Here is an 8,101-nt window from a genome sequence, read left to right on the forward strand (position 1 = left end):
TCGCCAAGGGCCTGGGCGGCGGCGTCCCGATTGGTGCCTGCCTCGCCCGAGGCGCCGCCGCCGAGACCCTCAAGCCCGGTGACCACGGCTCCACGTTTGCGGGCAACCCCCTCTGTACCGCTGCTGCCAACGCCGTCTTAGATATTCTGGCCGACGAGCGCTTGACCCAGAACGCCGCAACCGTCGGGGCCTATCTGCGCGAGCGCCTTGCTACGCTTGGAGCGCCACGCGGGATGGGTCTAATGATCGGGCTGGAGCTAGACAAACCGATTGCCAAAAAAGTCGTGGCAGAGGCACTGGCGCTGGGCCTGATTATCAACGCGACAGGAGACACGACCCTAAGAATCATCCCACCTCTCACGCTGACCAAGGAATTAGCGGATGAAGGGGTGAACCTTCTGGTACAAGCTATTGAGAAAGCAAGCCTGAAAGGCTCTTAAATATTCCTGTCTGCGTAGCTCAGAAGAGAGAGCACCGCACGTGTCGCTTGCCACGGCGCGAAGCATCCTGGCTTGGCATGTTAGGATGCGGTGCGGAGGTCGCGGGTTCAAGTCCTGCCGCAGACAATATCTGTCTCCAATCGCGGAGCGATTTTGTGGCCGAAGGCCCGTAGACGCCTACTTCAGTGGGCGGGTGCCGATTTCAATCGGCGGGAAATAATTATGGCGATTCAATTTACACGTAACGGACGAAAAGCGATGCTCTGGGCGCAGGTTGAGGCCATGCGGCGGGGGGACTCTTATGTGGAGCGTGAGCACCTGCTCATGGGCCTGCTACATGGGGAAGCGACCAGCGCTCTTCAGCTTCTAGATCGAATTGGCTACGCGCCGGAGGAGCTTCGGATGCGGATCTGTAGCCTGCTGAAACCCGAGAACGGTGCCGCACGTACAGAGTCCGCTACCCTCTCGCCTGGCGCGAAACAAATTGTTGAACAGGCCCGTCGTGAGACCGAGTCTACCGGCCACGACTATGTTGGCACCGAGCACTTGCTATTGGCGCTGCTCCACGATGCTCCTGCGAGCGTCGAGAGTGTGGGCCTCAGCTACGAAAGTGTTGCGCAAGCGCTCTCGTCGGGGATGGCTGGGGCACTCACCGAGGAGTTCAACCCCGCTCCCGAGCAGATTCCCACCCGCCCCACACCGCGTGTGAGCTTTCTCAAAGGACGGCACTTTCTCTCCGTTAACGATCTCACGACCGAGGAGATCGAGCAGCTCTTTGACCTAACGCGGGAGATCAAGCTCGGAAAGGCACAGAAAGTGGCGGCGGGTAAGTGCGCCGCGCTCCTCTTTGAGAAGCCTAGCCTGCGCACCAAGCTCTCGTTTTCTGTGGGAATGAGCCGCCTCGGGGGCCAGGCGCTGTACTTTGCCAGAGAAGAAGTGGGGCTAGGGCAGCGTGAGTCCGTGAAAGATGCGGCGCGTGTGCTCTCCCGAATGGTGGACGCGATTGTCATTCGGACGTTTGAGCATAAAAACATCGTCGAGCTTGCACACTACGCCACCGTCCCGGTGATCAATGCACTCACAGACCTTGAGCATCCCTGCCAAGCACTGGCGGATTTCTACACGATTCTGGAATACCGCGCCGGGACCCGGGGCCAGAAGCTGGTCTATATCGGCGATGGTTGCAACACGGCCATCAGCCTGATGCTGCTCGCCCCACGCCTTGGGACACACTTCACCCTCGCCTGCCCGCCGGGCTACGAGCCGGACAAATCTCTGATAGAGCAGGCAAAAGAGCTTGCTGCTTGGCATAACACCGAGTTTGAGATCAGCCACGACCCCGTCGCTGCCGCCAACGACGCCGATATTCTCTACACCGATGTTTGGACCTCGATGGGCCAAGAGGACGAGAAAGCCAAGCGCCTCGCCGACTTTGCGGGCTTCCAGATCGGGGCGAAAACGCTTCGGGAAGCCAAAGAAGACGTGCTGATCCTGCACTGCCTGCCCGCCCACTACGGCGAAGAGATCACCGAGGATGCCGTGGACAGCCCGCAGTCCGGCATTTTTGATCAGGCAGAGAATCGTCTGCATGTCCAGCAGGCACTTCTCGCTGCGGTACTTTAGTGACTTTTCCCACTGCAACTAAGATGGGGTAGCATGGTTCTATTGATAGGAGGGTTGATTTTATGCAACGACAGCAGCTACGCAATTTACAGAGAAACAAGCTTGTACAGTGGGGAACGTTATTTTTAGTAGGGGGAGCTGCGATTCAGCTAGTCATTACGCTGGCAAAGCTACTTTCTCCCTTGACAGGCTGGGCAATCTTAGCCGGAATCATCTTGATCGTGGTGGGCCTTATTCGGGGCAAGTAGGCCTGATAGAAATACGGGGTTTTTCGCTGTTGCTTCTCATGCTAGTAGTTTTACGAGGCTACATGAGCCTCTGGCCAACCAGCGGTGCGAACTCCGTGGGGCCAAAGCTGGCATTGATCGAGTAGCACAGAGTCACGCACTCTCCCTCGAACTCACAGATTACCTTGGCGATAAAAGGCGTCTCGACGGAGCAGAGGCGCAGAGTTAGAGTCTTCTCCTGCTCGCTCCAAGCGGCGGCTCCTGCGGTCTGCTGCGGCTTGCCGTGCCACTGCCGGAAGCTGGTCTCACCAGGCAGCCAGCTACCAAAGCCACCGATGAGTGTGTGTCCGTCAAGCATCAGCGTGAGTTTTTCTTCATCGCTTTGGATTTGTAGCTGGCTCAGCCCTTGGTCGTTCTCGGGGAAGCTGTAGGTCGCGGAGAAAACGCGCTCAGCTCCAACGGGTTTTTTTAGCTCGCGCTGCCCGCCAAACGCGGGAAGTAGACTGGCCCAGATGTGGTTGAGCACTCCCTGCATATCCTTCACGCCCGACGTAATCGCGAGCACGGCATCTTGCTCGGGGAAGACGATGCAGAACTGGCCAAACGCGCCATCGCCGCGGTAGGCCCCGTGGCGGCAGCGCCAGAACTGGAAGCCGTAGCCCTGCGCCCAGTCGCTGTGAGGGTCATCGCCGTTTGCGATATGCTTCTTTGTTGCGCTTTCCACCCAGCCCTCAGGCAAGAGTCGCACACCGTTCCAGATACCATCACTCAAGTAGAGCTGGCCGAACTTGGCGATATCTTCCGTGCGGACGCCCAGCCCCCAGCCGCCGGTGTCAATGCCCAGCGGACACTGCTCCCAGGTCGGGCTCTTGATCCCCAGCGGCACAAGGAGGCGCGGCGTTAAGTAGTCAAGCAGCCGCTCGCCCGTGAGCTTCTGCAAAATCGCCGAAAGCATGTAGGTGGCGAGGCTATTGTAGAGAAAGTGGGTCCCCGGCGCATGGGGGACATCAGCAGCCAGAAACGAGGCAACCCAGTCGTTGGTCTCCGCGCGAAGTCCGCTCATCGGCTCAACGGCGTGGCCCGTGGACATGGTCAGCAAGTCGTGGACGCGCATTGTGGCTAAGTTCTCCGAGACAGTTTCGGGGGATTTTTCGGGGAAGAATGAGATCACTTTATCTTCCAGACTCAGCCGCCCCTCGGCCACCGCCAGCCCGATTGCCGTGGCCGTAAAGCTCTTGGAGAGCGAGAAAAGCATATGGCGCTTGTCCGAACTATACGGATGCCACCAGCTCTCGGCGATCACTGCGCCATGCCGCACGAGCATCACACTGTGCAGCTCCAGGCCAGAGCTTGCGCAGGCAGCGAGAAACGCGGCGATACCGGAAGAGTCAACGCCTTGGGCCTCGGGCGTGCTACGAGGAAGAGAGATCATGCGGAAATTGTACCAGGCAACCTGTGGTAAACTTATGTTTATGACGACACGTGAACGCTATGAGGCGGCGATTGCCTCGCTCACGGAGAAGCTCCAGAAAGACCGTACGATACTGGCTGCCGTGCTTTTTGGATCGCTGGCCTACGATGATGTCTGGGAGAAGTCTGACATTGATCTAGGCATTATCGGTGAGGAGTTTGTGAAAGAGATGGGCTTCACGCTCTACGAAGAGGGCATCTCGGTGCACGCTTTTCTCATGCCCCGCTCCAAGTTTCGCAAGACCATGGAGGGGGCGCTTCAGGGCTCGTTCTGGAGCTCACTCTTGCCCCGAAGCCGCCTGCTCTTCACCAAAGATGACTCGCTTGCCTTGCTCTGGGAGAGTGCAGGGACGCTGGGAGAGCGCGATAAACAATCACAGCTCCTGTGTGCCGCCACCGCCTGCCTGCCGGTCTTGACCAAGGCGGAGAAGTGGCACCACGTCAAGCGTGACTTCCACTACACCGCCGTTTATCTTCTCCAGACCGCAATGCAGCTTGCCGCCGTTGAAGTTCTTGCTGCGGGGCAGAGTCCTGGCCGGGAAGTCATCCAGCAGGCGCTTAAGCTCAACCCCGCGTTCTTCCACCGAGTCTACACCGATGTTCTTGATGGCCCCAAGACCGATCAATCGCTTGGTGAGGCACTTTCTCTATGCGATGCGTATCTTACGGAGCGCATCCCGCTCTGCTTCTCGCCGCTGCTCCACTGGCTCGAAGACGCCGACGGCCCCCGCTCCACGCAGGAGCTCAATGCCCACTTCAAGCACCACTGGCATGCCGAGCACCTCGATTTAGCCTGCGACTGGCTCGCGGACAAGGGAATCCTAGACCGGGTCGGAATCCCCCTGCGCCTCACTAAAGATAGCCGCGTCACCGTGGACGAGGCGGGCTATGTCTTTGTGGGAGGGCTTTAAAATATGCGAGAGACGATTTTGATTCGTGGGGCGCGGGAGAACAATCTCAAGAACATTACGGTGGAGATTCCGCGCGATAAATTGATCGTGCTGACCGGGCTGAGCGGCTCGGGGAAGTCGTCGCTGGCGTTTGACACGCTCTATGCCGAGGCGCAGCGGCGCTTTATGGAGTCGCTCTCGGCGTGGACGCGGCGGTTTGTGCAGCAGCAGAGTCGCCCAAAAGTGGATGCGATTCTGGGGCTCTCGCCGGTGATCTCCATTGAGCAGAAGACCATCACCAAGAACCCGCGCTCGACAGTCGGAACCATGACTGATGTGGGGGACTACCTGCGCCTGCTCTACGCCACCAGCGGCGAGGCGCACTGCCTGCGCTGCGCACAGCCTATCCCCACGGTCAGCCTAACGCAGCTCTCCGAGCACCTTCTGTCCCTCCCCGAGGGCACGGCAGTCGAGCTGTGTGCACCGCTGGAGAAGCCCTACGGCGAGGAGTGGAGCTATCTCTTCACCGAGATTCGCACCAAGGGCTGCCGGAGAGTGCGCATCAACGGCGAGCTACGCGACCTCGCCGATGAGCTGGCGCTGGAGGAAGACTCGCCCCTTGAGGTCGAGGCCGTCGTGGACCGGGTGCTGGTCAAGCGCTCGCAGGCCAAGCAGCTTCTTGTGGCACTCACGGATGCCGCCAAGCTCGGGGAGGGTTTTGTGCGCTGCCGCTTCGAGGACGAGAGAGTGGAGGCGAAGTTTTACGAGAACTTTGGCTGCCCGGAGCACCGGCTGACGTTTATCGAGCGCGAGGGCTGGTACTTCTCGTTCAACGAGCCCGAGAGCGCCTGCTTAACGTGCTCGGGGCTGGGAACGTATCTGCGAGTACACACCGGCCTGCTTGTCCCCGATCCGTCGCGCTCTCTTTTGGGTGGCGCGTTTGTTAAAGAGGCGTTCAATTTCGATAAAAACAACAACAATGGGCGCATTCTCTGGGGCCTCGCGGCGCACTACAGTTTCTCGCTGGAGACACCGTTTGTAGACTTGCCCGAGAGTATTCGCGAGATTCTTTTCTGGGGCACGAAGGGCGAGGAGATCACGCTGGCGCTGCCTCCAGGCGGCCGCGATGATCGCAGCATTGGCAGAAAGCAGAAGTTTGCGGGGGTGGCGACCCAGATCGACCGCTGGTATCGCGGGTACCGCCAGAAGCAAGAGTCTAACTCCAATGTCGAGGACTGGCTACGCAAGGTCATGATCGAGACCACGTGCCCGGACTGCCAGGGCGTTCGCCTGCGCCGCTCGCGCACCCGGATTACGTTTGGCGGGACAGACATCCACACCCTGAGCAACCGCACCCTCGCCGATGTCGCTGTCTTTTTGCGCGAGCTACCGGCACCGAAACGTAGCCCTGAGGCGGCGCAGCAGATCCTCCAGGCGATTCTCTCGCAATTGGAGCTCCTGTGCGATATCGGGCTGGACTATCTCTCGCTTTCACGGCGCTCGGGAACACTCTCTGGCGGGGAGTCGCAACGCATCCGGCTCTCGGCGCAGATCGCCAGCGAGCTGATGGGGATGCTCTACGTGCTGGATGAGCCGTCGATTGGCCTGCACCCCAAGGACAACGAGAAGCTGATCGCGACGCTGAGAAGACTGCGCGATATCGGCAACACCGTGATCGTGGTCGAGCACGACACCGACACGATCCGCGCTGCCGATCATATCCTCGAAATTGGGCCAGGGCCGGGGATTCACGGTGGGGAAGTGGTCGCCAGTGGCACCATCGCCGAGCTCTGCGCCAACCCAGATTCGCTCACCGGGGCGTTTCTCTCCGGGCGGCGCGAGATTGCGCTGCCGAAAACGCGCCGCGTAGTTGGCTCCGATGCACTGGTCTTGTCTGGGGCACGGGAGAACAACCTCAAGAACCTCACCGTGCGCTTTCCACTCGGCGTGTTTATCGCGGTCACGGGGGCATCGGGGTCGGGGAAGTCCACGCTGGTCAACGATATCCTCCACAAGCAGCTCTATAACAAAAAGTACGACTCGCGGGTTTTAGCTGGGGCGCACGACTCCCTGAAGGGCATCGAGAAAATTGGCGATGTGATCGAGATTGATCAGAGCCCCATTGGCCGCTCGCCACGCTCCAATCCCGCAACCTACGTGGGCTTCTACGACGACATCCGCCAGCTCTTTGCGTCGGTTCCCCTGTCCGTGGAGCGCTGCTACAGCGCGTCGCGCTTTAGCTTCAACGTGAAGGGCGGGCGCTGCGAGGAGTGCGGCGGCGAGGGGACGATCACCACCAAGCTAAACTTCATGCCCGATGTGGAAGCACCCTGCCACGCCTGCAAGGGGAGCCGCTATAACCCCGAGACGCTGGAAGTTTTGTACAACGGAAAGACCATCGCCGATGTGCTGGCCCTGAGTATCGAGGATGGCGCGACGTTCTTCACGGAGCACAAAAAAATCGCCCACAAGCTACGCGTTCTCGCCGATCTAGGTCTCGGCTACCTCACCCTCGGCCACCCCGCCCCCATCCTCTCCGGCGGCGAGGCGCAGCGTGTCAAGCTCGCCACTGAGCTGGCCAAGATCAAGCGTGGTGCCAAGAACCTCTATATCCTCGACGAGCCCACCACCGGCCTGCACCTCGCCGATATCCAGCGGCTTTTGGACTGCCTCAATCGCTTAGTGGATGCGGGAAACACCGTGCTGGTCATCGAGCACCACTTAGACATCATCAAGTGCGCCGACTGGGTGCTCGACCTCGGCCCCGATGGCGGCAAGAACGGGGGGACGATGGTTGTCGAAGGAACGCCCGAGACCGTCGCCGCCTGCCAAGAGTCGTACACCGGGCGATTTTTGCAGGATATACTGAAGCCATGTTAACCGCACACCGTGAAGAAGTGACGGTTGCCGAGGACGGCAGCCTAACCTTGACCCATTTGCCGTTTGTCCCCGGCGATAAGGTCGAGGTCATTGTCCTGCCACGCTTCGCCAGTGCCCCCAACCGTCGCCGCGAGCCGCGTCCCTATGGCCTCTGCGCAGGTGAATTTGTCGTCCCTAAAGACTTCGATGCTCCCCTCCCCGACGAAATTCTGGACGCTTTTGAAGGCAAATGAAGCTGCTTCTTGACACGCACATATTTCTCTGGTTTCTCAGCCAAGATCCACAGCTCCCCGTGGAATACCGTGATGCCATCATCGACCCTGAAAACGAGGTTTACCTGAGTGTCGTCTCTCTTTGGGAGGTTATCATCAAGCAACAGCTCGGCAAGCTCCCCTTGCCACAACCAGCGGAAACCTATCTCCCCATCCAGAGAGACCGCCATGGAATTGTCGCGCTGCCTGTCACCGAAGAGAGTGTCGTGCGAGTCGCTTCCCTCCCACCGCTTCACCGCGACCCATTTGATCGCTTACTGATTGCCCAAGCACTTCATCATGGACTAACTCTGGTTACT

The 8,101-nt window shown here is 59.5% G+C and carries 8 protein-coding genes and 1 tRNA gene; 8 read left to right on the top strand and 1 reads right to left on the bottom strand.

Features of this window, described 5'->3' with window-relative positions; genetic code table 11:
- From RMO15_RS01740 to RMO15_RS01755, 4 genes are all read left to right on the top strand, one after another.
- A partial coding sequence (locus RMO15_RS01740; protein WP_309707241.1) for an aminotransferase class III-fold pyridoxal phosphate-dependent enzyme occupies nt 1-440 on the top strand: 440 nt, incomplete at its 5' end.
- Nucleotides 441-448: 8 nt separating this feature from the next.
- Nucleotides 449-566, top strand: a tRNA-OTHER gene (locus RMO15_RS01745).
- A 96-nt stretch (nt 567-662) separates the two neighbouring features.
- Nucleotides 663-2,063, top strand: coding sequence for an ornithine carbamoyltransferase (gene argF, locus RMO15_RS01750; RefSeq protein WP_309707243.1), 1,401 nt, complete (start codon nt 663-665; stop codon nt 2,061-2,063).
- A gap of 62 nt (nt 2,064-2,125) precedes the next feature.
- Nucleotides 2,126-2,311 (top strand): hypothetical protein, encoded by a 186-nt coding sequence (locus RMO15_RS01755; protein WP_309707245.1) that lies wholly within the window; start codon nt 2,126-2,128, stop codon nt 2,309-2,311.
- Between the two features lie 58 nt (nt 2,312-2,369).
- On the opposite strand, the gene RMO15_RS01760 is transcribed toward RMO15_RS01755, so the two are convergent.
- The gene (locus RMO15_RS01760; RefSeq protein ID WP_309707247.1) at nt 2,370-3,722 is read right to left on the bottom strand and encodes a serine hydrolase; all 1,353 of its coding nucleotides are present in this window, start codon (nt 3,720-3,722) and stop codon (nt 2,370-2,372) included.
- A 40-nt stretch (nt 3,723-3,762) separates the two neighbouring features.
- Between RMO15_RS01760 and RMO15_RS01765 the strand changes: the two genes are divergently transcribed.
- The 4 genes from RMO15_RS01765 to RMO15_RS01780 all read left to right on the top strand — a co-directional run.
- Complete coding sequence (locus RMO15_RS01765; RefSeq protein WP_309707249.1) at nt 3,763-4,671, top strand: nucleotidyltransferase domain-containing protein; 909 nt, start codon at nt 3,763-3,765, stop codon at nt 4,669-4,671.
- A gap of 3 nt (nt 4,672-4,674) precedes the next feature.
- The gene (gene uvrA / locus RMO15_RS01770) at nt 4,675-7,530 is read left to right on the top strand and encodes an excinuclease ABC subunit UvrA (protein WP_309707252.1); all 2,856 of its coding nucleotides are present in this window, start codon (nt 4,675-4,677) and stop codon (nt 7,528-7,530) included.
- A complete protein-coding gene (locus tag RMO15_RS01775) occupies nt 7,524-7,763 on the top strand; it encodes a hypothetical protein (RefSeq protein WP_309707254.1) in 240 nt (79 codons plus the stop codon). The genes uvrA and RMO15_RS01775 overlap by 7 nt, the downstream gene beginning before the upstream one ends.
- Nucleotides 7,760-8,101: type II toxin-antitoxin system VapC family toxin (locus tag RMO15_RS01780; RefSeq protein ID WP_309707255.1), on the top strand; the 342-nt coding region annotated here is incomplete at its 3' end. The genes RMO15_RS01775 and RMO15_RS01780, both read left to right, overlap by 4 nt.

It is taken from the genome of Armatimonas sp. (assembly GCF_031410135.1).
In the GTDB taxonomy this organism is placed as follows: Bacteria; Armatimonadota; Armatimonadia; order Armatimonadales; family Armatimonadaceae; genus Armatimonas.

Bases quoted from the DNA above. Each gene is read 5' to 3' on its own strand.
- RMO15_RS01755 (WP_309707245.1), top strand. From the start codon at position 2,126: ATGCAACGACAGCAGCTACGCAATTTACAGAGAAACAAGCTTGTACAG.
- RMO15_RS01765 (WP_309707249.1), top strand. From the start codon at position 3,763: ATGACGACACGTGAACGCTATGAGGCGGCGATTGCCTCGCTCACGGAG.
- RMO15_RS01760 (WP_309707247.1), bottom strand. From the start codon at position 3,722: ATGATCTCTCTTCCTCGTAGCACGCCCGAGGCCCAAGGCGTTGACTCT.
- argF (WP_309707243.1), top strand. From the start codon at position 663: ATGGCGATTCAATTTACACGTAACGGACGAAAAGCGATGCTCTGGGCG.
- RMO15_RS01775 (WP_309707254.1), top strand. From the start codon at position 7,524: ATGTTAACCGCACACCGTGAAGAAGTGACGGTTGCCGAGGACGGCAGC.
- uvrA (WP_309707252.1), top strand. From the start codon at position 4,675: ATGCGAGAGACGATTTTGATTCGTGGGGCGCGGGAGAACAATCTCAAG.